Raw genomic sequence first — 774 nt, 5'->3', positions numbered from 1 at the left:
CAGTCCGCCGCTGACGGTGTCGGCCTTCGCCGCCGAGACGCGGCTATGCTTGGCGGCGGTGTCGCCGGACGACGGAGACAATGAGGTCGAGGCCGCCCTCAAGGTGATCGAACTCATTGATCTTACTGGCAGAATGGTCACAGCCGACGCACTTCACTGCCACAAGCGCATGGCAAAAGCCATCACCGATGGTGGCGGGAACTATCTGCTGGCGCTCAAGGGAAACCGACGCCATTGGCTCGCTCATGCCAAACAACATCTGGCCGAAACCGCCCCCGCTGTGGCGGGGCGCAGCGAGACCAGCCATGGTCGTGACGAGTGGCGTCAGGCAGAGGTCGTGGCCGCCACCAAGCCACTGATGGCCGGCCACGAAGCCTTCATCCGCATCACCAGCCAGCGCGATCAGGCCAAGCCGCGGACGCGACTATTCATGGCTTCCACTCTGCTGTCGCCACAGCAGGCGCTTGAACTCACGAGAGCCCATTGGCAGATCGAGAACGGGCTGCATTGGATGCTCGACGTTCATCTGGATGAGGATCGATCCCGTGCCCGCAAGGACAATGCCCCTGCCAACACCGCACTCATCACCCGCATCGCCAGAAACATCCTTCAGGCCGCAGATGCTGACAAAGTTCCAATCAGCCACCGCATCAAGAAATGCGCCTGGAATGACGACTATCTCATCCAGGCCCTAACCCATATGCGATAGCCCTGCCCGCAAGGGGGAGATTGGCAGTTCCGCGGCTTTCGCCAATCGCCATGCACGGTTGAATC

At 61.2% G+C, this 774-nt stretch carries 1 protein-coding gene; it reads left to right on the top strand.

The annotated features are described in order from the left end of the window. Positions 1–709: ISAs1 family transposase (locus tag EN852_RS34565; RefSeq protein WP_135879566.1), on the top strand; the 709-nt coding region annotated here is incomplete at its 5' end. Positions 710–774: the final 65 nt, after the last annotated feature.

It is taken from the genome of Mesorhizobium sp. M2E.F.Ca.ET.209.01.1.1 (genome assembly GCF_004010375.2).
In the GTDB taxonomy this organism is placed as follows: Bacteria; Pseudomonadota; Alphaproteobacteria; order Rhizobiales; family Rhizobiaceae; genus Mesorhizobium.
The sequence above is the reverse complement of the archived record's forward strand: the minus strand, read 5'-3'. Positions and strand labels throughout refer to the sequence as shown.